22 protein-coding genes are annotated in these 22,343 nt (G+C 35.9%); 13 read left to right on the top strand and 9 right to left on the bottom strand.

Going from position 1 to position 22,343, the window contains the following annotated elements; translation table 11 throughout:
- The first annotated feature begins 194 nt into the window (after positions 1-194).
- Positions 195-680, top strand: coding sequence for an SRPBCC domain-containing protein (locus JO178_RS11250; RefSeq protein ID WP_291935427.1), 486 nt, complete (start codon positions 195-197; stop codon positions 678-680).
- Positions 681-764: 84 nt separating this feature from the next.
- Here the strand turns inward: JO178_RS11250 and JO178_RS11245 are convergent, their stop codons facing one another.
- The 4 genes from JO178_RS11245 to JO178_RS11230 form a co-directional block, all read right to left on the bottom strand.
- Positions 765-1,103: a hypothetical protein gene (locus JO178_RS11245; RefSeq protein WP_291935426.1), complete on the bottom strand. Its 339-nt coding sequence runs from the start codon at positions 1,101-1,103 to the stop codon at positions 765-767.
- Between the two features lie 4 nt (positions 1,104-1,107).
- Positions 1,108-3,156 carry a S9 family peptidase gene (locus tag JO178_RS11240; protein WP_291935423.1) on the bottom strand — a complete coding sequence of 683 codons (2,049 nt, stop codon included), beginning with the start codon at positions 3,154-3,156 and terminating at the stop codon, positions 1,108-1,110.
- Between the two features lie 149 nt (positions 3,157-3,305).
- The gene (locus JO178_RS11235; RefSeq protein WP_291936427.1) at positions 3,306-4,046 is read right to left on the bottom strand and encodes a uroporphyrinogen-III synthase; all 741 of its coding nucleotides are present in this window, start codon (positions 4,044-4,046) and stop codon (positions 3,306-3,308) included.
- 12 nt (positions 4,047-4,058) lie between these two features.
- Positions 4,059-4,691, bottom strand: coding sequence for a DUF4271 domain-containing protein (locus JO178_RS11230; protein WP_291936425.1), 633 nt, complete (start codon positions 4,689-4,691; stop codon positions 4,059-4,061).
- A 265-nt stretch (positions 4,692-4,956) separates the two neighbouring features.
- On the opposite strand from JO178_RS11230, the gene JO178_RS11225 reads away from it, so the two are divergent.
- Genes JO178_RS11225 through JO178_RS11210 form a run of 4 tightly spaced genes read left to right on the top strand, consistent with a single transcriptional unit; the run spans position 4,957 to position 8,408 of the window.
- The gene (locus JO178_RS11225; protein WP_291935421.1) at positions 4,957-5,673 is read left to right on the top strand and encodes a polyprenol monophosphomannose synthase; all 717 of its coding nucleotides are present in this window, start codon (positions 4,957-4,959) and stop codon (positions 5,671-5,673) included.
- 58 nt (positions 5,674-5,731) lie between these two features.
- Positions 5,732-6,100: a DUF4296 domain-containing protein gene (locus tag JO178_RS11220; RefSeq protein ID WP_291935419.1), complete on the top strand. Its 369-nt coding sequence runs from the start codon at positions 5,732-5,734 to the stop codon at positions 6,098-6,100.
- Positions 6,101-6,158: 58 nt separating this feature from the next.
- A complete protein-coding gene (gene tgt / locus JO178_RS11215; RefSeq protein WP_291935417.1) occupies positions 6,159-7,289 on the top strand; it encodes a tRNA guanosine(34) transglycosylase Tgt in 1,131 nt (376 codons plus the stop codon).
- A gap of 6 nt (positions 7,290-7,295) precedes the next feature.
- Positions 7,296-8,408 (top strand): LptF/LptG family permease, encoded by a 1,113-nt coding sequence (locus tag JO178_RS11210; RefSeq protein WP_291935415.1) that lies wholly within the window; start codon positions 7,296-7,298, stop codon positions 8,406-8,408.
- Here the strand turns inward: JO178_RS11210 and JO178_RS11205 are convergent.
- A complete protein-coding gene (locus JO178_RS11205; RefSeq protein ID WP_291935413.1) occupies positions 8,402-9,115 on the bottom strand; it encodes a biotin--[acetyl-CoA-carboxylase] ligase in 714 nt (237 codons plus the stop codon). The genes JO178_RS11210 and JO178_RS11205 overlap by 7 nt on opposite strands.
- Positions 9,116-9,202: 87 nt before the next feature.
- Between JO178_RS11205 and rsfS the strand changes: the two genes are divergently transcribed.
- From rsfS to JO178_RS11175, 6 genes are all read left to right on the top strand, one after another.
- Positions 9,203-9,565 carry a ribosome silencing factor gene (rsfS, locus tag JO178_RS11200; RefSeq protein WP_291935411.1) on the top strand — a complete coding sequence of 121 codons (363 nt, stop codon included), beginning with the start codon at positions 9,203-9,205 and terminating at the stop codon, positions 9,563-9,565.
- Positions 9,566-9,588: 23 nt separating this feature from the next.
- Positions 9,589-11,610: an ATP-dependent zinc metalloprotease FtsH gene (gene ftsH / locus JO178_RS11195; RefSeq protein ID WP_291935409.1), complete on the top strand. Its 2,022-nt coding sequence runs from the start codon at positions 9,589-9,591 to the stop codon at positions 11,608-11,610.
- Positions 11,611-11,746: 136 nt separating this feature from the next.
- On the top strand, positions 11,747-12,328 hold the full coding sequence (locus tag JO178_RS11190; RefSeq protein ID WP_291935407.1) for an LUD domain-containing protein: 582 nt from the start codon (positions 11,747-11,749) through the stop codon (positions 12,326-12,328).
- A gap of 26 nt (positions 12,329-12,354) precedes the next feature.
- On the top strand, positions 12,355-13,227 hold the full coding sequence (locus JO178_RS11185; protein WP_291935405.1) for a phosphatidate cytidylyltransferase: 873 nt from the start codon (positions 12,355-12,357) through the stop codon (positions 13,225-13,227).
- A gap of 4 nt (positions 13,228-13,231) precedes the next feature.
- On the top strand, positions 13,232-13,885 hold the full coding sequence (locus JO178_RS11180) for a phosphatidylserine decarboxylase family protein (protein WP_291935403.1): 654 nt from the start codon (positions 13,232-13,234) through the stop codon (positions 13,883-13,885).
- A gap of 285 nt (positions 13,886-14,170) precedes the next feature.
- Positions 14,171-15,565 (top strand): hypothetical protein, encoded by a 1,395-nt coding sequence (locus JO178_RS11175; protein WP_291935402.1) that lies wholly within the window; start codon positions 14,171-14,173, stop codon positions 15,563-15,565.
- An 89-nt stretch (positions 15,566-15,654) separates the two neighbouring features.
- On the opposite strand, the gene JO178_RS11170 is transcribed toward JO178_RS11175, so the two are convergent.
- From JO178_RS11170 to JO178_RS11155, 4 genes are all read right to left on the bottom strand, one after another.
- A complete protein-coding gene (locus JO178_RS11170; RefSeq protein WP_291935401.1) occupies positions 15,655-16,005 on the bottom strand; it encodes a DUF1801 domain-containing protein in 351 nt (116 codons plus the stop codon).
- Positions 16,006-16,017: 12 nt separating this feature from the next.
- Positions 16,018-17,856, bottom strand: a complete 1,839-nt coding sequence (locus JO178_RS11165) for an ABC transporter ATP-binding protein (RefSeq protein WP_291935399.1) — start codon at positions 17,854-17,856, stop codon at positions 16,018-16,020.
- Between the two features lie 220 nt (positions 17,857-18,076).
- Positions 18,077-18,997 carry a M28 family peptidase gene (locus JO178_RS11160; RefSeq protein WP_291935397.1) on the bottom strand — a complete coding sequence of 307 codons (921 nt, stop codon included), beginning with the start codon at positions 18,995-18,997 and terminating at the stop codon, positions 18,077-18,079.
- 166 nt (positions 18,998-19,163) lie between these two features.
- On the bottom strand, positions 19,164-19,553 hold the full coding sequence (locus JO178_RS11155) for a DUF4293 family protein (RefSeq protein WP_291935395.1): 390 nt from the start codon (positions 19,551-19,553) through the stop codon (positions 19,164-19,166).
- Positions 19,554-19,697: 144 nt separating this feature from the next.
- Between JO178_RS11155 and rho the strand changes: the two genes are divergently transcribed.
- Together rho and JO178_RS11145 are read left to right on the top strand one after the other, a co-directional pair.
- Positions 19,698-21,524 (top strand): transcription termination factor Rho, encoded by a 1,827-nt coding sequence (rho, locus tag JO178_RS11150; protein ID WP_291935394.1) that lies wholly within the window; start codon positions 19,698-19,700, stop codon positions 21,522-21,524.
- A 214-nt stretch (positions 21,525-21,738) separates the two neighbouring features.
- On the top strand, positions 21,739-22,335 hold the full coding sequence (locus JO178_RS11145; protein WP_291935392.1) for a superoxide dismutase: 597 nt from the start codon (positions 21,739-21,741) through the stop codon (positions 22,333-22,335).
- Positions 22,336-22,343: the final 8 nt, after the last annotated feature.

Raw genomic sequence — 22,343 nt, 5'->3', positions numbered from 1 at the left:
ATTTTATATATGTTGAAAAAATGAATGTTAAAATTAATTATTTTAAGAGTTGATAAACAAAAAACGCGCCAGAAAATTGTATTTTTTTTCTTAAAAGACTGTTTTTTAACAATTATTTATGAATTATTGTTTACTTGTCATATGAAAAGTCCTTTCAATAAATAAAGAATTAACTTTATTAAAAATAATTATTTATGGAATCTAATATCATTTTCAACAAAGATTTTGACTCGAATACTGCCTATGTAATGAAAATTTATAAAGCAGATGTTTCAACAGTATGGAATTATTTTACCCAATCCGGATTACTGGATCAGTGGTGGGGACCCAGACCCTGGAGATGTGAAACTATAAATCAGGATTTCAGAAAAGACGGAATATGGTTGTATGCTATGGTAGGACCGAATGGAGAAAAGGCCTATTCCCAGTCAAAATATGGTGAAATTACAGAACATAGGAGCTTTGATTGGACCAGTGCTTTTTGTGATGAAAACGGAAATGTTGATGACAATGCCCCGCGCTCAAAGTGGGTGATCGGATTTACCGGAATAGAAGAAGGAACGAAAATAACCATAAACATTTATTATCAGTCACAGGAAATCATGAATAAAATGATGGAGATGGGATTTGAAGGAGGTTTTACAATGGGGCTGAATCAGCTTGAAGAGATTATAGGATAGTTATACATATATCAATGATGCATATAAAAAAGACGGGCTTTAGCCCGTCTTTTTTATATGCATCATTATTCAATAGGTTTAGAATCAAATTAATTCTTCCTCCTGAAAATATTGAATAATAGCCTTTTTCATCAGTAAAGTCTGCTCATTAGGTTTTAATTCCGGAAGATCTTCCAGCTTTTCAAACTGAGGCCATCCGTCTTCGTAATGAGTAAATTTATAATATCCGAACGGTTCCAGTAATCTGCAAACCGCGATATGAATTAAATTAACCTTGTCTTCTTTTGTGTATTTTTGCTGGCCGCTCCCCAGCTCCTGAAGCCCTATTAAAAATAAAAGAGTTTCTATCGGCGGGTTTTTTTCAGTTCCGAAGTGGTTTTCAAAGAACTGTTCTATTTTTTTCCAATATTCGGATTCGTTCATTTTTCTAATTTTTAGCATCTTCAATTTTCAAAAGAAAAGCATACTCGAGTGCATCTTCTTTGAGAGATTCAAATCTTCCGCTGGCTCCTCCGTGCCCGGAACTCATATCCGTTTTAAAGATCAGGATATTATTATCTGTTTTTAATTCTCTTAATTTGGCTGTCCATTTTGCCGGCTCCCAGTATTGTACCTGTGAATCATGGAAGCCTGTAGTGATCAGCATATGAGGATAATCTTTGGCTTCTATATTATCATAGGGAGAATAGTCTTTCATATAATGATAGTACTCTTTGTCATTCGGATTTCCCCATTCATCATATTCTCCGGTTGTCAGAGGAATAGTATCATCCAGCATAGTACTTACCACATCCACGAAAGGAACCTGTGCTACAATTCCGTTAAATAACTGAGGCTCATAATTGACAACAGCTCCTACCAAAAGACCTCCGGCACTTCCTCCCATCGCATATAAATGTCTGGAAGAGGTGTAGCTCTCTTTGATTAAGTATTTTCCGGCATCAATAAAATCAAAGAATGTATTTTTCTTAAACAGCATTTTTCCGTCTTCATACCATTCTCTTCCCAGATATTCTCCACCACGGATATGGGCAATGGCATAAATAAAGCCCCTGTCCAGTATTGATAATCTTACATTGGAAAAGCTGGCATCTACCGTATGTCCATAACTTCCATATCCATACAAGAGCAGAGGAGTGTCTGCTGATTTTGGAGTATCTTTATGATAGACTAAAGAAATTGGGATTTTTGTTTTTCCGTCCCGGGAATCTGCCCATATTCTTTCGGAAATATAATTCTCAGGAATAAAATTTCCGCCTAAAACTTCCTGTTGTTTCAAAAGTTTTGTGGTTTTTTCCTTCATATTATATTCATAGGTTGAGCTTGGCTGTGTCAGTGAAGTATAGCCGTAACGTAACACTTCCGTGTCAAACTCAAGATTGATCCCGATATAAGCGGTGTAAGTAGGATCTGAGAAAGGTAAGTAATAAGATTCCTTTGTTTTTTCATCAATAATTTTGATCTGTAACAAGCCTTTTTCTCTTTCCTCAAGGACAAGGTAGTCTCTGAAAATTTCAAATCCTTCCAACAGAACTTCAGCACGGTGTGGAATCACATCAACCCAGTTTTCCATGCCACAGTTATCGATCTTTGTTTTCACAATTTTAAAATTGATCGCATCATCGGCATTGGTAATAATATAAAACTCATCCTCGTAATGTTCCACAGAATATTCAAGATCATCTATTCTTGGCTGAATAACTGTCCAGTCTGCAAAAACATTGTCAGAAGGGATAAAATGATGTTCATCTGAAATTGTGCTGGAACTGGCGATGAAAATATATTGTAATGATTTTGTTTTAAAAACATTCACATCAAAAGTGTCATCTTCTTCATGGAAAATCAAAATGTCTTCTGAAGGGTCTGTTCCCAATTCGTGTCTGTATACCTGAAATGCACGAAGGCTCTTGTCTTTTCTGATGTAAAATACATGCTTATTATCATTGGCCCATACGGTTTTTCCCGTTGTATTCAGAATTTTATCAGCAAGTATTTCTCCTGTTTCCAGGTTTTTAAAATTAAGGGTGTAAATTCTTCTTCCTACATTATCTGAGGAAAAAGAAGCCAGTGTATTATCAGGGCTTACTGCTACACTTCCTACTTCAAAGAAATCTTCACCTTCTGCCAAAATATTCACATCAAGTACAATCTCTTCCGGATTATCCAGGCTTTTATGTTTTCTGCAGAATATAGGATATTCTTTGCCTTCTTCATAGCGTACAATATACCAGTACTCATTGAAGAAATAAGGAAGAGACTCATCGTCTTTTTTATAACGGGCTTTCATTTCTTCAAAAAGGTCTTCCTGAAGCTGTTCCGTGTCTTTCATGATGAATTCTTCATAGGCGTTTTCTTCTTCAAGATATCGGATGACTTCCGGATTTTCTCTTTCATTAAGCCAGAAATAATTGTCGATCCTTTGATCACCGTGTGTTTCTAATATTTTTTCTATTTTTTTTGCCTGTGGAGCTTTCATCAGTATATTTAATTTTTTACGTCTTTGCCTCTTTTTTGTAATTATTTTAGGCCCGCGTTTCGTTCAATATTAATTCTTGTTCAAATTTAGGTAAAAAAAAACCATCTTTTCAATGCTGAAAAGACGGTTTTTTTTCTTGGTATTAAAGCTTATTTATGAAGCGCTTTAATATATTTTTCAAGGGCCATCGTCATAGAAGGCGTTTCCTTCGTTGGCGCCATTAAATCTACTTTTAATCCCGCATCTTCCGCTGCCGCTAAAGTAGTATTTCCGAAAACTCCGATTTTTGTTTCATCCTGCTTGAAATCAGGGAAGTTCTGTTGAAGAGACTTGATTCCTTGCGGGCTGAAGAAAATCAGCATATCGTAATCTTTAATACTGATATCGGTAAGATCACTGCAAACCGTGCGGTACATAATCGCTCTGGTCCAGTCTATATTTGCCGAATCTAAAGTTTTTACAATATCCGGACTTAAAACATCTGAAGATGGCAACAGATATTTTTCGGTAGGAAATTTTTTGAAAAGAGGAAGCAAATCCGAAAAGTTTTTCTCTCCAAAGCTGATCTTTCTCTTTCTGTATACAATATGTTTTTGAAGATAGTTGGCAATAGCTTCGGACTGGCAGATGTATCTCATCGTATCCGGAACCGCAAAGCGCAGTTCCTCTGCAAGTCTGAAGTAATGGTCAATCGCATTCTTACTGGTAAAAATAATTCCAGTGTATTGCGTCAGATCAATCTTCTGCGTTCTTAATTCTTTGTTGTCAACTCCTTCGACGTGGATAAAAGGACGGAAATCAATCTTTATTTTTTCCTTCTTCGCTATATCCAAATATGGAGAAGACTCACTAGGCGCTGGTTGAGAAACCAATATGGACTTTATTCTCATCATTGACATTTATTAAAAAAATAACAATTTCCAAAGCAGTAATAATGGTGCGATTTGGAGGGTGCAAATATACAAAAATTTATAATACCATTTCTCCGGAAGAATCTTGTTCTTGTGAAATAAATAGAAAAAAACTTTGAATATGAATACAAAAGAAAAGAAGAAGAAATAGTAAAAAAATATTTTATTTCTGTCTATAGGGAAGTAATAATGGGCTATACACAGAATAATTAACAAAAATGAAAGGATGAAGTAAAATTTAGTGGAGGTAAAATAAAAAATGGTCCATTTTTTTCCATCTCCTATGCTTTGATAAAATAAAAAACCTAATGTCGATTTAATCAGATAAAAAAATACGACAGCCAGAAAAGTATATCCGAACTTATTAAGCTGGTATCCAAAAAGCTGAAGATCTGCAATGTATTTAGGAACTACCGGAATATATTGGGATAGTAATACCGATAAACTAAGTGCGGTGACACATGAAGTGATGATCCAGCTTGGGAGATTATTGCTGGCATCAAAATATTTTTGAAGCAGAAAATCTTTCAGACTGGCATCTCTTTCTATGATGTTCATCATAAAAACATATAAAAATATGCACCCCAGCAATATAAAAATTACCCAATCATTGTTTTCGGGCAATCTTACGTGGTTAATAAATGGTTGTGATGGCAAAATTTAAGTTTTTTTTATTCTTTATTTAACTACAAATAACACAAATTGGCATACATTTTATTACCGAATTATCCGTGGCTAAATATATCCCTTATTATTTTAATACATTATTAAGAGGTATGCAGACAAAACCTTATAAAACATTTAAAATGATGAGAAATATTTTTTTGCAAAATTATAGATTATTTTGTATAAAATAAAAAGGTTAAATAAACTATCTTTGCAAACTGAAATGAAAAAACTGGTTATCATCCCAACATATAACGAAAAGGAAAATATTAAAAATATTATTTCCGCGGTTTTTGCATTGGAGGATGATTTTCACATCCTAGTGGTAGATGACTCATCTCCGGATGGAACCGCCGGGATTGTGAAAGAACTGCAAAAAGAATTTCCGCACCATCTTCATTTGTCGGTAAGACACACAAAAGACGGGCTTGGAAAGGCTTATATTCATGGTTTTAAATGGGCAATCGAAAATAAATATGATTATATTTTTGAAATGGATGCCGATTTTTCACACAACCCTAATGATTTGCCTAAACTTTTTGAAGCATGCCTCAATGCAGATATGGCTATAGGATCCCGATATTCAAAAGGAGTAAATGTGGTCAACTGGCCGATGGGAAGAGTACTGCTTTCCTATTTTGCATCAAGATATGTGAGATTTATTCTGGGGCTGCCGATCCATGATACTACGGCAGGATTTGTTTGTTTTTCAAGAAAAGTGCTGGAAGAAATAGGGTTGGATACTGTGAAATTAAAAGGATATGGATTTCAGATAGAAATGAAGTTCAGAGCCTATAAAAAGAATTTCAGGATTGTAGAAGTTCCCATTATATTTACAAACAGAATTCTGGGGGAGAGTAAAATGAATGGCGGAATCATCCATGAAGCTGTCTTTGGAGTTTTGAATTTAAAATGGAAGTCCATCATCAACCGATTATGAAACAGAGCATGTGGATGCAAAGTTTCATCAGATCATTAATCATACTAAAAGGAAACTGATGAAAAAGCTGATTTTTATTTTCGTTTTGCTGAGCTTGTTTTCATGCAATGATTATATCGATAAGCCTAAAAATCTGATCGATAAGGGGCTTATGGCTGAAGTATTAGCCGATCTTCAGATCAATGATCAGTCAACATTTATGTACCAGAACTCTAATATAGAGGCCGGTACAAGATATATCCTCGCTTCTCATAAAGTAAAACCTGAAGACTTTGTCGAAAGTTTTAAATATTATGTTATCAAAGAAGAAATGAAAGGCATTGCGGATAACGCCCAGGAAATATTGCTTAAAAAAGATCCTAAGGCAGATAAATACATAAAAGATAAACAGAAAAACGGAGGGTCACCTACCCTGATGAGATATTGATAGAGACTTCTGTTTAACAAAATAAGAATCGCTACAGCGATAATTTAAAAGCATACTAATGAAATTTTTTACTATAGAGAAAACCTCTGAAGGAAAAGCCAGAGCCGGAGAAATAACCACAGATCACGGGAAAATACAAACTCCCATTTTTATGCCTGTGGGAACAGTAGCAAGTGTAAAAACAGTTCATCAGAGAGAATTAAAAGAAGACATTAAAGCCCAGATTATTTTGGGAAATACATATCACTTATATCTTCGTCCGGGTATGGAAACCATGCAGGATGCAGGAGGATTACATAAATTTATGAACTGGGATCTTCCTATTCTGACAGATTCCGGAGGTTTTCAGGTATTTTCGTTGGCAAGCAACAGAAAAATGACGGAAGAAGGAGCGAGATTTAAATCTCATATCGACGGAAGTTATCACATGTTTTCTCCGGAAAGATCAATGGAAATTCAAAGACAGATAGGGGCTGATATTTTTATGGCTTTTGACGAATGTACTCCTTACCCTTGTGATTATAACCAGGCAAAATCATCAATGGAGCTTACGCACCGTTGGTTAAAAAGATGTATTGACTGGACGAATGATCATCCTGAGCTGTACGGCCATAAGCAAAGGCTTTTCCCAATTGTACAGGGATCTACCTATTCTGATTTAAGAAAAATTTCTGCAGAAGTTATTTCCGAAGCCGGAGCAGAAGGAAATGCAATCGGCGGACTTTCTGTGGGTGAGCCTGAAGAAGAAATGTACAGAATTACAGATGAAGTCACCGATATTCTGCCGAAAGAAAAACCAAGATATCTGATGGGAGTGGGAACTCCATGGAATATTCTTGAATCTATCGGGCTGGGTATTGATATGATGGATTGTGTAATGCCTACCAGAAATGCCAGAAATGCAATGCTTTTCACCTGGCAAGGGGTGATGAACCTTAAAAATGAGAAGTGGAAACGCGATTTTTCACCACTGGACGAGTTGGGTACAAGCTTCGTAGACAAAGAATATTCAAAAGCATATCTTCGCCATTTATTTGTATCCAAAGAATATTTGGCAAAACAGATTGCTTCTATCCATAACCTGGCATTTTACCTTGATTTGGTTAAAGTAGCGAGAGAGCACATCATAGCGGGAGATTTCTATGAGTGGAAAAATTCAGTAGTTCCAATTCTTAGACAAAGACTCTAAAAGACTATGCTTAAAATAATAGACAGATATATCATCAAAAAATATCTTGGAACTTTCAGTTTCATGCTGATACTGCTGTCTATAGTGGTGCTAGTGATTGATGTTCAGCAAAAAATACCCAGGATAGAAAATGCTAAGGCTATCGACCCTAAACTTGATCTGGTGTATTTTCTGATCCATTTTTATCCTTTCTGGATCATTAATCTTGTGGTAACATTTCTCTCTATTCTGGTGTTTATTACTGTGATTTATTTCACCTCCAGGATGGCTAATAATACGGAGATTGTAGCGATTATCAGTAGTGGGGCCAGCTTTCACAGGTTTGCTAAACCTTATCTGTATACATCCATTCTGATTGCCCTGATGTCGCTTACCGTCAACCATCTGGTGCTTCCGTGGGCTAATATTAAGAAAAATCAGCTTGAAGCTTATACTTATAATGCGGCCAATAAAGAGAAGATTTTAGGAACAGCTCCTGCCTCTTCACAGCTTAGCAAGACAGAATATATCTTCGTAGCATCATGGAATAAAAGAGAAAAAAGAGGTTCCAGCTTTGTTTATCAGAAGTTTGATAAAGACAGAAGAATGATTTACGAACTGAAAGCTGGTGAAGTATACTGGGACCAGACTAAAAAGCAGTTTGTACTGAACAGTTATCTTGAAAAAACAATCAACAAAGACAATACGGAAAAGCTTGGGAATGGAGTAGAGCTAAGGAAAAACTACGGACATTCACCGGATGAACTTTTCCCGAATGAACTTTTAGGACAAAATAAAACAACTCCTGAGCTGTTGAAATTCATAGAAAGAGAAAAAGCGAGAGGAAACTCTAACCTGAATTCTTATCTCAATGAGCTTTATCAAAGGACTTCTATGCCTGTTTCTATTATTATTCTTACGTTTCTTGCACTTTCGCTGTCATCGCAAAAGAAAAGAGGCGGGCTGGGAATAAACCTTGCTATAGGGATCTCTCTGGCATTTCTTTTTGTGTTTTCATTTGAAGCGCTGAAAGTAGTTTCCGAAAATAAAAGTTTACCTCCGGCGTTGGCTATGTGGCTGCCTAATCTGGTGTTTTTACCGCTTACTCTTTATTTATACATCAAAAGAGCAAATCAGTAAAGAAGTTTTACCTCTTTATGATAAAAAGAGCGCATTCCGTTTTCCAGTTCGATCCAGAGTTCTCCTTTTTCATCTGCATTGCGGATAATGCCATTTTGTCTTTCTTTTTCAATTTCAAAAACTGAAATTTCATCTTTTCGGAACAGGTTTTTATTAAAGCGGTCCAGGATTTCCCGGTCTGAAGGAATGTTTTTTAATTTTTCAAGAAGATATTCATGAAGTCTTAATGTGAAGTCCTCCAGGTCAAATGCGTGCCCTGTTTGCGTCAGGAGCGATCCTGCGTTGGATATTTCATCAAATTGATCCTGAAGAATATTAATTCCGGCACCTATGATGAAATAATTATTTTGATTAATTTTTTTCTTTTCAATTAAAATTCCAACGATTTTTTTACCTTTAAGGATAATATCATTAGGCCACTTAATTTTTACGTCATGATCAGCCAATTTGGCAAGGAAGTCTCTGACAATAATTGCGGTATAATAATTGAATATAAAGTCGGAGCAAAGAATGTTCTGAGTCTTTACTGCCAGCGTATAAGCCAGGTTTTTTCCGGCAGTAGGAATCCATATATTTCCATACTGACCGCGGCCTTTAGTCTGATTAAAAGTATAAAGGCCTGTAAAATCTGAATTCTCATAAAGTAAAAACTTTGATATTTCGTCATTAGTAGAAGAACATTCTTTCAGGGAGAATAGTTGGCTCATTTAAGAAAACTTTAAGACATTAAGGGGGTAAAAGTAAGGTTAAAGTAAAGAAAAAACAATAAATTTGCAGATTATAGTATTTTTTTAATGAATAAGACAGTAGAAAAACAAGCATTAATAGATAAAATCGTTGAAGCTATCCAGGACGTAAAAGGGGAAGACATTATGATCTTTGACCTTTCCAATATTGAAAACTCCGTAGCAGAAACGTTCGTCATATGTAGTGGAAATTCAAATACACAGGTAGCTGCATTAGCAGGTAGTGTAGAGAAGAAAGTAAGAAACGAACTTCAGGACAGACCTTGGCACGTGGAAGGTACGGAAAATGCAATGTGGGTACTTGTAGATTACGTTTCAGTAGTAGTTCATATATTTCAAAAACAGGTACGTGAGTACTACGACATAGAAGAACTTTGGGGTGACGCAGTCATTACCAGAATCGAAAACTAATTGTAAAATTTTAAAAAGTATAAATGAATAACAAAGGATTCAACTGGTTCTTTCCTATTGCAATCATAGCTCTTTTGCTATTTTTTGGCTCTAATTTTTTAGGAGGTGATAGTGCAAAATCTATTGATGAAGATGGTTTCTTTAGAGAAATGCAGGCGGGGAAAGTCCAGAATATAATTATATACAAAGACACTGAAAAAGCTGACGTTTTCCTTACTAAAGCTGCCAAATCAGCAACGGTAAGCAAACCTGCCAATGAAAACAACCCTCTTTCCGCACTGGAAATGGCTCCTAAAGCAGATTATTCTGTGAAATATGGAGATCTTCAGCTTTTCCTTCAAAAATTTGATCAGATTAAAGCTGCCAGTCCGGCGATTAAAACTACAAAAGATTACGGAGCAGGTAAAAACCCGTTCATGGATATCTTAGTATCTGCATTGATCTGGATTGCAATTTTAGGACTATTCTATTTCCTTCTTTTCAGAAAGATGGGCGGCGGCGGAGGTCCTGGCGGACAAATTTTTTCGATTGGAAAATCCAAAGCTAAACTTTTTGACGAAAAAGAAAGAATTCAGGTAACATTTAAGGATGTTGCAGGATTGGAAGGGGCTAAAGAAGAAGTTCAGGAAGTTGTAGATTTCTTGAAAAACTCTGAAAAATATACCAAACTGGGTGGGAAAATCCCTAAGGGAGTTCTTTTAGTAGGGCCTCCGGGAACCGGTAAAACTTTATTGGCTAAAGCTGTTGCAGGTGAAGCTAAAGTTCCTTTCTTCTCACTTTCAGGTTCTGACTTCGTAGAAATGTTTGTTGGGGTAGGAGCTTCAAGAGTACGGGATCTTTTTGCTCAGGCAAAAGCTAAATCTCCTGCGATTATCTTTATTGACGAGATTGATGCGATAGGGCGTGCTAGAGGGAAAAATAATTTCTCCGGCGGGAATGACGAAAGAGAAAATACATTGAACCAGCTTCTTACTGAAATGGATGGTTTCGGAACAGATACCAACGTTATTGTAATGGCTGCAACCAACAGAGCAGATATTCTTGATAAAGCTTTAATGAGAGCCGGACGTTTTGACCGTTCTATCTATGTAGATCTTCCGGAACTTCACGAAAGAAGACAGATTTTTGATGTTCATTTGAAGAAAATCAAACTTGATGATAATGTAGACAGAGAATTTCTGGCGAAACAGACACCGGGATTCAGCGGAGCTGATATTGCAAATGTATGTAACGAAGCAGCATTGATTGCTGCGAGAAACAACCATACTTCTGTAAGCAAACAGGATTTCCTGGATGCCGTAGACAGAATCATTGGAGGTCTTGAAAAGAAAAATAAAGCGATCAAACCTTCTGAAAAGAGAAGAGTGGCTTACCACGAAGCAGGGCATGCTACGATCTCCTGGCTGGTAGAACATGCTTCTCCTCTTTTAAAAGTAACCATTGTTCCAAGAGGACGTTCATTAGGGGCAGCATGGTATCTTCCTGAAGAAAGACAGCTTACCACTACAGAACAGATGTTGGATGAAATGTGTGCAACATTAGGAGGTAGGGCTGCAGAACAGGTTATATTCAATAATATTTCTACCGGCGCACTTTCCGATCTGGAAACAGTAACGAAGAGAGCTCAGGCTATGGTGACGATTTATGGACTAAGCCCGAATATCGGTAATATCTCTTATTACGACAGTTCAGGCCAGTCTGAATATTCTTTCGGTAAACCTTATTCTGAAGAAACAGCTACTAAAATTGATGCAGAGATTAAATCAATTATTGAAAATCAATATGAAAGAGCTGTAAGAATCCTTGCGGAAAATAAAGATAAACTTGATGCGTTAGCTAATAAGCTTTTAGAGAAAGAAGTAATCTTCCGTGAAGATTTAGAGGAAATATTCGGAAAGAGAGCATGGGATCCTGAACTGACAGAAAAACCTGTAACCAATACAATTCCTGAAAAGGAACAGCAGGCAGTCTTGGATATTCCCCTGATTAAAGAAAAGGAGGAAGAGAGCGAAATACAGGCTCCGGAAAGTCCGACACAACTTTAAAAAACCTTTAAAACTAGGATAGAAAAAACCTGATAATTTTAAAATTGTCAGGTTTTTTCATATTTAAGGAGATATTTTGGATGCTATTGTAATTAATTTTCTATTTTTGTATAAAGTTGACTAAAAATAGATTAAGTTGAATTTATTCAAGAGGATTGTAAGCAAACTTACCAACCAGCCTGAGGAAGAGGAAAAACAGAGTCTGGAGAAGCTTGGGGATTCGCTAAAAAATGCGGATCTCGACTATAAGTTTGCGCAATTATTTACGCATTCGGGGGGATTTTTTAATTATTGTGCAGATGAGGCGGAAGCTCTACAAACTTTAAATCAAATTATCAAGATAGAAGGTATTAATAACCTTTTTTGTTGGGATAAAGAGCTTCAAAGCTTTTTAAATGTAGTGAAGTCTACTTATACTTCAGAACTTCAGACATCCAATAATGCCGCATTTATCACATGCGAATATCTGATTGCCTATGACGGAAGAATTATGCTTTCTCATAATAATATTCTCCACTATCATTCTTCAAGGCTGCCTGATAAAATTATTATTATTGCCAATGTTTCACAGATTGTGAACAACCTTAATGATGCTATGGGGAAAATAAAAAGGAACGGAAATATCAAGAATCTTACTTCGATCAGCGGAGGACAATCCAAATTAGACGGTTCTTCAGGTTCCAATCCGAAACTGTTTTTATTACTGCTTGAAGATTAAGCACACGTACTTCTAAATTTAAAATTTTGGACAAAAATCTTATTCAAAGAACGATCTCCGGTATTGCTTATGTAGCTATCATCATTCTTTGTACTACTCCGCTTGGAGCACAATTGATCAATAACATCTCTCCGGGCCTTATTAAACAGGAATACCTTTATCATGCGCTGATCAGTTTGCTGCTGGTTGTTGGTACATGGGAATGTGTTAAAATAATGAAGTTCGGAAAAGGATATGAAAAATGGGTAGTATTCCCATTGGTCATTTTTATATTTTATATTTTTTCAAAAAGATATTTCAGCCATGATTTCTTTTTTGATTTCAGGCTCAGTGAAATTCTTGCACTGGCATTGATAGGGATTGCTGTAGTGACTTTATTCAAATATCCTAATGAATTGTATTACGATAGCGGGAAACTGATTTTTACCGTCATTTATGTGGCTTTACCCTTTAGTTTCGCATTAGGCCTGCCTAAGTTCTCAAGCTATAATGATACATTTTCCTTAGAAGTTTTATTTCTGTTTATTCTGATCTGGAGTAGCGATACTTTCGCTTATCTGGTAGGAAAGTTCTTTGGTAAACATAAAATGGCACCTAAAATTTCGCCCAAGAAAACCTGGGAAGGGTATGCAGGGGGAGTTGTTCTGACATTGGTTTTGTCTTATTTTATAGAGCATTATCAGCCTGAACTCAGAGGGAACTGGATGATCGTAGGGTTTCTGGTAGCTGCTTTTGCTCCGTTGGGAGATTTGGTAGAAAGCCAGCTGAAAAGAAATTTCGGGGTGAAAGACAGTGGAAACATCATTCCGGGACACGGTGGTGTTTTAGATAGGCTGGATAGTTTCATAATCTGTGTTCCTGTCGTATATTTGTACTTTATTTTAGAAAAATTTATATAGTCTCATGAAATTACATAGAGAATCAAAAGGAACCATTACTGTGGCAACCATCCTTTTTTTCATATTGGGTGTGTTAGCGATTTATTTCCTTAAAATATGGTCACTAGTGATCATCATGCCTTTGTTGGTTATTTACTGTCTTGTATTCTGGTTCTTCAGAGTGCCAAACCGTAGTATTCTTGATCACAAAGAAAATGTTATCGCTCCTGTTGACGGAAAAGTGGTGATGATCAAAGAAGTGGAAGAAAATGAATTTATTAAAGGAAAAGCAATTCAGGTTTCTATCTTCATGTCTCCTCTTAACGTGCATATCTGCCGATATCCGGTTACAGGACAGGTTATTTATAAAAAATACCACCCGGGTAAATATCTGGTAGCATGGCACGAAAAATCATCTACGGAAAACGAGAGAACAACCGTGGCTGTTGAAACGTTAACCCATCATAAAGTGGTTTTCAGACAGATTGCAGGATATGTAGCAAGAAGGATTGTTTTCTACTGTAATGAAGGAGATCAGGCAAAAGCCGGACATGAATTCGGATTTATTAAATTCGGTTCAAGGATGGATGTATTCCTGCCTTTGGACACTGAGATCGTTTGTAAGATCGGAGACATTACGACAGGAGGCTTGGACGTTATTGCCAAATTGAAAAGTTAAGATTTACCATAAATCATATAGATTAAAATAAGTACTGTTTTTTAGCAGTGCTTATTTTTTTGCATAATAACTTACCTATGCTATATTGAAAGTATGTATCAATGGAAATTAAAGATATAATCTAACAAATTTTATTCACCAAGAATATTGATAATATAGAGTTGTTATTTTTTTTAATATATTTAACTATTTATATATCAATGTTTTATGTTGGTTTTGATTAAGGAAAATATTTTTTATTTAGAGCTTTTATAAAATATAGATTAACACAAATGTATTTAAGGAATGAAAAATTTATTGCAATTTATCTGTATAGGGATTTTTGTTCTGGAAACTTATTCATGTAAGGAAGATAGATTTGTTTCTTCTTCTATGCTTACACCGGAAGAAAATAGGGCAGTCAAGTCAAAAATAACCCGCTCAATACCAACTGGAATGAATGGGCGCTCGGTTCAAATAGATCCTGCTTTCATAGATAATATTGGTAAGGTATCCCCAGAGCAATTGGTAGAGGATTTAAAAAGGACTGGTGTTAATTCTGTGCACTATACTGTTGCAGAATATTGGGATGGTACCCAAAATGACAAATTACTTAGACCAAACTATCTTCAGGCAATAAAAAATAGCGGAATTAAAATTTGGTTGATGTTATTAGGAAATTGTATTTACGGAAATGCAATTCCGGGAGGAGACGGATGGAAAATGGAGCTGCTTGATCCTTCTTCAATAGATAATACAACACATCTTTATTCTTTTCATAATAAGGATTATGTTGATTGGCAGGCTGAAAGAATTAAGAATATACTTAATAAAGCGAATAAATATTCTAATATTTTTGATGGTATTGAATTTGCAGAATCTTACTTCCCAGAGTGGGAAACTATCGACGCTCAGTCGCCTAAAAAACGTTTTTATGGGGATGTAAGTAAATCTACTATTGATCAATTTGCCGATAAATATTTTATTCCTAAACAAAATTTAACATTTGAAACCATTAAAAAAAATACTATTTATTATAAACAATGGGTAGAGTTTAGGTCGGATGCCGTAATAAATTTTAATCAACAAATGAAAAAAGCTATTAATGAGGCTAATCCTAATATTTATTTTGCTGCATGGGGAATTGGAATAAAAGGAGGTAACTTAGCTGGAATAAAAGAATACTTCGGATTAGATATGCGTCGAATTATTTCTACTGTTAATCCGGATGTCTTTTTCATTCAGACTTCTTCACAAGATTGGAGTAAAGATAATTTACCCAGTAATTACGCTATTGATTATAAATATATTCTTGATAGTATTAAACTAGGAAATCCAACAATTCCTATAGGAATTCAAGGGGATGTGGTATCTAGCTATCATGATAAAGTGACAGGCAATTTAGATGGAAGTGCTGTTGCTCGACCTGCAAATTGGTGGCTTGGTTTCATGGATTATACCTTAAGTAATGGATATGCTACTGCAACGTTTTATGAATATAATCTTACCAAAAAATATGGCTTTTGGCTACCTTCCAATAATATCAATCTAAATTATAAAATAAGAGCGTTTAAAGACACAATAATTTCTTCTGATTATATCAATTTTGATCCTCAAACTTTTAATATTGTAGATAGAAAACCAGGGTACTGGTATAAAATTCAGACGGCAAGTCAATATAAATGGATTAAACTGGAATAGTAAAAAGCTTTTATAGATCGATAATTAGTGAACAGGCATCTATTGTATATGACAAAAAACTTTGCAATTAACTCTAAAATGAGATGGAGTTAGGCCTTAATATATTGTTTTATCTCATTCAGCAGATTTAAGATAAAGTCTAGTGGTAAGTCTTCTTCCACATTAATTAAAAGAATTTTAAATTTTTTCCTGCCATCCTGAATCAATTCCGGATAATCAAGGTGGTCACCATGGTAAAAACTGATATAGTGTTTTTTATATTTCTTGCTGTAGTAGAAATAACACAGCATTTTCTTTTTGTATTTGATGAACGGAAGCCCGAAGCTAAAAGTTTCTGTAATGTTTTCAGTGTCGGAGCCTAATATTTTTTCTCGCAAAAATAAAAGAGTACTTCTTTCAGGCTCTTCGATTCTGTAGAAATACTCTTGTATGGGATTCATTATAATAAAAAATTAGTCAAAGTTCTGAAGCTCAACGAGCTTGTGATACATTCCTTTTTTAGCAATCAGATCGTGGTGTGTGCCCTGTTCTACGATATCTCCTTTTTCCATTACTACGATCCAGTCTGCTTTTTGGATGGTTGAAAGGCGGTGGGCAATCACCAGGGAAGTCCTGTTTTCCATCATTTTTTCAAGAGCATCCTGTACAAATCTTTCTGACTCCGTATCCAATGCAGAAGTAGCTTCATCAAGAATCATAATCGGTGGGTTTTTCAACACGGCTCTTGCAATGGAAACTCTTTGTTTCTGTCCGCCTGAAAGTTTGTTTCCGTCGTCTCCGATATTGGTGTCATATCCTTCTGCAAGATTGGAAATAAAAGCGTCTGCATTAGCAATTTTAGCGGCTGCAATCACTTCTTCTCTGGTGGCATCAGGTTTGCCCATCAAAATATTATTATACACGGAATCATTGAATAACACAGATTCCTGGGTTACCATTCCCAGAAGCTGGCGGTATTCTTTTAATTTCAGATGCTTGATATCTGTTCCGTCAATTAAGATTTCTCCTTCAGAAACATCATAAAATCTTGCCAGAAGATTGGCAATTGTTGTTTTTCCGCTTCCACTTTGTCCTACTAATGCTACGGTTTTTCCTTTGGGTATGGTTAAATTAAAGTTTTTAAGAATCAGATTAGCTTTGTCATAATAGAAGCCGATGTCTTTAAATTCAATATTGTGTTGAAGGGTAGTAATAGAAACCGGTTCTGCCACTTCTTCAATTTTCACATCAGCATCCAGAATTTCCAATACTCTTTTCAGGGAAGCTTCCCCTTTCTGAACATTAGAGATGGCGGTAGATAAACTTTTTGCCGGCGGTAAGATCTGGAAGAACATTCCTAAAAATACGAGGAAGTCTGCAGGAGAAATACTTTGTTCAACAATAATCTGTTTTCCTCCATACCACGCGATGATCAAAAAGGTAATAGATCCTAAGAATTCGCTCATCGGAGAAGCCAGTTCTTTCTTTCTTCCCAGGCTGATTGAACTGGAGATCCATCTGTTCATAGATTTCATGAAACGGTTGTCCATGATTTTTTCAGCATTAAAGATCTTAATGACTTTTGATGACTTTAATGTTTCATCTACGATAGAAAATATGGTTCCCATTTCATGCTGTGCTTCATGAGAATCCTTTTTAAGGCTTTTTCCAACCAGGGCGATCATCGTTCCCATGACAGGAAGTACCAGTAATGAAAACAGAGTCATTTCCGGACTCAAGAAGAATAATGTAACCAGGGTACTGATCAGCATAAAAGGGGCATTGATCAATTCTATTAAACTTCCTAAAATATTTCCTTCCACTTCACCTACGTCATTAGACATACGGGACATTAAATCTCCTTTACGGCTCTCTGTAAAAAAGGAAACCGGTAAAGAAAGTATTTTTCTGTACATCGCCCCACGAAGATCTTTTGTGACCCCTACCCGGTAATTAATTAAAAGGTAGGCCCCGAAATATCTGAAAGCATTTCTCAGTAAGAACATAAAGGCTGTCACGATACACAGCCATGCAAGAACTGTCAGTGCACCATACTGATCCACCAAGTTCTGTACATAATAGTTGGAATATTCTTTTAAATAAGAGAAGAAATCAATGATTTCACCGGAATACACGGGTGGCTTTTCGTATTTTTCCGGTTTGATAGTGCCAAAAAGCATTCCTAAAACCGGCAGAATTGTCCCTAAAGAAGCAATCTGAAATACGGAGTAAAGAATATTGAAAAATAAACTTCCGTAGATGTATTTTTGATGCGGCCTCGCGAACTTTAAGATTTTTTTATATTCGTTCATTCAATGAAAAAATTGGATAGCAAAATTACGTAAAATTAAAAGATAAGACGTTCTTAATCCTGTTTTACTTTAATTGATATGTTTCAGAAAGAGCATTTTTGTTACAACTCAATGGTCTTGTGGTTGCTTTTTGAAGTACAATAGGTCTTTTGAAATGCAGAATAGTGAAAGATACGGACAAAATAAAAACCGCTGGAGTAGCGGTTTTATAGTATGCTTTTTAAAATTTTACCTGGTCATTATACTTTGGGCTAAAGTTTTTTGGATTTAATTTTTCCAGTGTTTTTCCAAAGTTATTAATGATCTGGGTCATATTATTAAAATCTACGATATTGATATCGTCATTTTCGTGATGATAATGAGTGGCTTTCGTCATGTCAACCGTTGAGAAAGAATGGGCAATGATTTTCTTTTTGACAAAACTGACATTATCCGAACGGTAAAATAACTGTTGTCCTATATAGGGATCAGCATGTATAGTCAGCCCGTTTACTGCATTTTTATTGAATAATTCATCAAAGTCCGAAAGATCATCTCCCGTCATATATAATGCATTTTTCCCCCATTGAGATTCGGTAGCTACCATTTCAAAATTGAAAAGTGCCGTCATCTTATTGTAAATATAATCCAGATTCTGATTTGTTGAAATAGCTTTTGAGCCCAGCATTCCTTTTTCTTCCCCATTGAAAGCCATGAAGACCATTGAAAAATCCGTTTTTTTGTTTTTAAAATAATCTGCAATACCTACTAATGTTGTAATGCCGCTGGCATCATCATCAGCACCATTGTAAATATTATCTCCGGTTTTGTTGCTGGTACCTATATGGTCAAAATGTCCGGAGAATCCTAAATACTGATCAGATTTTCCTTTTTTGATCCCGCATACATTATAGACTGTTTTTCCTTTATAATCAAATGGGACCAGATAAGAACTGCCTGTACAATATTCTAAATTATTTTCTTTAAAAAGTTTTGCTATATAATTGGCTGCATTTTCATTTTCCTGGGTGCCGATTTCCCGGCCTCTCATTTCATCGGAAGCTAAAGTAGACAGTACAGTTTCAATTCTTTGTTTTGAAACTTCCTGGGCAAATGTAAATATTGAGAAAAATGATACCGTAAGATAAGTGAACTTTTTCATTGTCTTTAATTAAAGTTATATAATCTGTCGCTTTTTTTACCGAAAAGTTGCAGGAAGTTACATAAATTAATTGATCTGTACCAGAGATAACCAATTGTATAATTTTCATCAATAAAAAAACAGCTCCTAAAAAGAAGCTGTTCTCACTCAAAAAATCGTTGTAAGGCTATCGAAGTCTGTCTACAGATTTTACGAGCCTCTCATCTTTGCGGATGTATACGTTTGCAATAAGCAGACAGATTACCGCGATTAATGGGAAAATCGGCTCAATACCCTTCTCAGGAAAATGAATTCCTCCGGATAAGTTTAGCAGCCAGTACGCCAATACACCAATCAACAAAACGTTTATAATGATGCTGATGGTATTCAGCAAAATTTGTCTTTTTCTGTTTTTGAAACTAAAAATACTTAATGCTCCGGCTAAAACCAGTATAATACAACTGATATTAATAACGGGAACGGCACCAAAAACGGTAACATCCTGTCCCGTGATGAATAGAAAAACAGCAGCTAAAACTGCCAGTAATGTCCATATTGTCTGTATTCTCTGTAGCATTGAATATTAAATTCTTGGCAAAAATAACATAAATTTTGCACAATTCAAAAATAAGTGTAGATTTGCATTATACAATGTACTTGAAAACCAAAGTCACCGGACTTACTTTTCTTACTCACAATTAATTACATTTTTACATTAAGTATGTTTAACATAGAAACGTTAAGGTCAAAATCCGTAACGGAACTGACTAAAATCTTAAAGGATTTAGGCGTTAAAGTTGCAAGAACCAGCAATGAGAATGATAAAATCTTTGCAATTCTTGACTTTCAGGCTTCTAACCCTAAAGTTGCTAAAGATTATTTCAACGCCACAGAAACCAGCATAAATACTGAAGAGGCTACAGCAGAAAAACCTGTGAAAGCCCCGGCAAAAAAAGCTGCCCCTAAAAAAGCTCCTGCTAAGCCGAGAGCAACCGCAAAAACACCGACAGAACCAAAAGTAGAGGAAAACGTAGAAGAAAAGGTACCGGCTTCTGAAGAAGTAAAACCAGAAGAGCCAAAAGCTGAAACGGTAGTCGCGGAGGAAGCAGAAGCACCTTCAGCCGCAGCCAAAAAGAAAAGGAAAAGAGTTTCTACAAATGCGGGAAATACCGAAGTAGCCCAGGAAAAAACAGAAACTCCTAAAAACACAGAATCCCAAGAGCCTGTTCAGGCAGAAGAAAAGCCTAACAACAATCCTCAACAACAGGCTAACAGACCTCAAAAAGGACACAACCACCCGCAGAACGGCGGAAATCAGCATAAAAACCAGCAACATCAGCAACACCAGCATCAGAACCAACACCAACATCAGAATCAAAACAGGCATTCTGAAAAGGCAGAGGACTCACATGACCATAAAAAAGAATTCAATTTCGATGGTATGGTAAGTATTGAGGGGGTGTTAGAAATATTACCGGATAATTACGGATTCTTACGTTCTTCAGATTTTAGTTATATCTCTTCTCCAGATGATGTGTATGTTTCTACTGCACAAATCAGAAATTTTGGGTTAAAAACCGGAGATACAGTTAAAGGAATTGTGAGGCTTCCTAAAGAAGGTGAAAAATATTTTTCATTACTAAAACCTACTGAAGTTAACGGGCGTGATCTTGCTTTTATTAAAGACCGCGTTGCTTTCGAATATCTTACTCCGCTTTTCCCGGAAGAGAAATTTAATCTTGCAGGAAGCGGATCTACCGTATCAACCAGAATTGTAGATTTATTTGCTCCTATTGGTAAAGGACAAAGAGCAATGATTGTTGCTCAGCCTAAAACCGGTAAGACCATGTTGCTTAAAGATATCGCCAACTCTATCGCTGCCAATCACCCGGAAGTATACATGATGGTTCTTTTGATTGATGAACGTCCTGAAGAGGTGACGGATATGGAAAGAAGTGTGAATGCGGAAGTAATTGCCTCTACATTTGATGAAGCTGCTGAAAAACATGTAAAAGTAGCCAACCTTGTTCTTGCAAAAGCACAAAGAATGGTAGAATGCGGACATGATGTGGTGATTTTGTTAGATTCAATTACCAGACTGGCAAGAGCGTATAACACGGTTACTCCTGCTTCAGGAAAAGTACTTTCCGGAGGGGTGGATGCCAATGCTCTTCATAAACCGAAAAGATTCTTTGGAGCGGCAAGAAAAATTGAAGGCGGTGGATCCCTGACAATTATTGCAACGGCACTTATCGATACCGGGTCAAAAATGGATGAAGTTATTTTCGAAGAATTCAAAGGTACCGGTAATATGGAACTTCAGCTGGATAGAAAAATTGCGAACAGAAGAATCTATCCTGCGATTGATCTTGTAGCGTCCAGTACGCGTAGAGATGATCTTCTTCTTGATGAAAAAACATCCCAGAGAATGTGGATTCTAAGAAAATATCTTTCTGAAATGAATCCTGTTGAAGCAATGGAATTTGTAGATAAAAACATCAAAGGAACTCTTAACAATGAGGAATTCCTGATGTCCATGAATAAATAAATTTAATTATTGTTAAATAGAAAAGCACGCATCATATTTTATGGTTCGTGCTTTTTGTTTTAAAAGAAATATAATCATGTAGAATAAATATTTTAAAATTTAATTCATTCTAAATCAATATGTCAATGTTAAAGATTTATTAAAGTAATCCCCAGTATTTGATAATACCTTAAATATTGGTTAATTTTGGGTTATAACATTAAAAATAAAGATTATGTCATTTGAATTACCAAAATTAGGATATGCATACGATGCATTAGAGCCTACTATCGATGCAAGAACTATGGAAATCCATTATACAAAGCACCACCAGGCATACATTGACAATTTAAATAAAGCGATCGAAGGAACTGAATTAGCAGGAAAAACGATTGAAGAAATCTGTAAGACAGGAACAGATAAGCCGGCAGTAAGAAATAACGGAGGAGGTCACTTTAACCACTCTTTATTCTGGGAAATTTTAACTCCTGGAGGAAGCAAAGAGCCTGTAGGAAATGTAAAAGCTGCTATCGAAAATTATGGTGGTCTTGATAAATTCAAAACTGACTTTTCTGATGCTGCAAAAACAAGATTCGGTTCAGGATGGGCTTGGCTGGTAAAAAATGCTGACGGTTCTGTTTCGGTATCTTCTACTCCAAACCAGGATAACCCGTTAATGCCTGTTGCAGACGTTAAAGGAACTCCGGTTTTAGGATTGGATGTTTGGGAGCATGCTTATTATTTACACTACCAGAACAGAAGACCTGATTATGTTTCTGCATTCTTTGATGTAGTAAACTGGGATAAAGTAGAGGAGTTATTCAACAAATAATTTTCAGC

The sequence above is a fragment of the Chryseobacterium sp. genome (assembly GCF_019236175.1).
Classification (GTDB): Bacteria; Bacteroidota; Bacteroidia; order Flavobacteriales; family Weeksellaceae; genus Chryseobacterium.
The sequence above is the reverse complement of the archived record's forward strand: the minus strand, read 5'-3'. Positions and strand labels throughout refer to the sequence as shown.